We start from the raw sequence: 428 nt of genomic DNA on the forward strand, positions 1-428 counted from the left end.
CGCTGAACCTGATCGGGCCGGACGGGCTTTACGGCCGTTATTGGGGCTGCACCGAGGATCACCCGTTCCTGCATTTCGAACTTTGCTATCATCAGGCCATCGACTGGGCCATTACCCATCGCCTGCCGCGGGTCGAGGCCGGGGCGCAGGGCGAACACAAACTGGCGCGGGGCTATATGCCCACCCAGACCCATTCGCTGCATTGGGTCGCCGACCGCGGCTTTCACAAGGCAATCGCCGCCTATCTGCAACATGGACGCGAGGCGGTCGGGGAAGAGATGGAGATCCTGTCCGAGTTGGGCCCGTTTCGTCGTGGCTAGGCGCGCTTGACCAACCGGAACGCCGCCGATGCGCCCCAGCCGGCCGCCACTGCGATCGCCAGCGACATGATGCCATAGATGAACGGTTTTTCCAGCGCGAGACGATAA

2 protein-coding genes are annotated in these 428 nt (G+C 63.3%); one reads left to right on the forward strand and one right to left on the reverse strand.

All coding sequences use genetic code 11. The annotated features are described in order from the left end of the window. The coding region (locus tag G3I71_RS53115; protein ID WP_203733198.1) for a peptidogalycan biosysnthesis protein at nt 1–320 on the forward strand (320 nt) is incomplete at its 5' end. Here the strand turns inward: G3I71_RS53115 and G3I71_RS53120 are convergent. Then, on the reverse strand, nt 317–415 hold the full coding sequence (locus tag G3I71_RS53120) for a TIGR02186 family protein (protein ID WP_369335593.1): 99 nt from the start codon (nt 413–415) through the stop codon (nt 317–319). The genes G3I71_RS53115 and G3I71_RS53120 overlap by 4 nt on opposite strands. Nucleotides 416–428 lie beyond the last annotated feature (13 nt).

It is taken from the genome of Streptomyces sp. SID12501 (assembly GCF_010550245.1).
GTDB lineage: Bacteria > Actinomycetota > Actinomycetes > Streptomycetales > Streptomycetaceae > Streptomyces.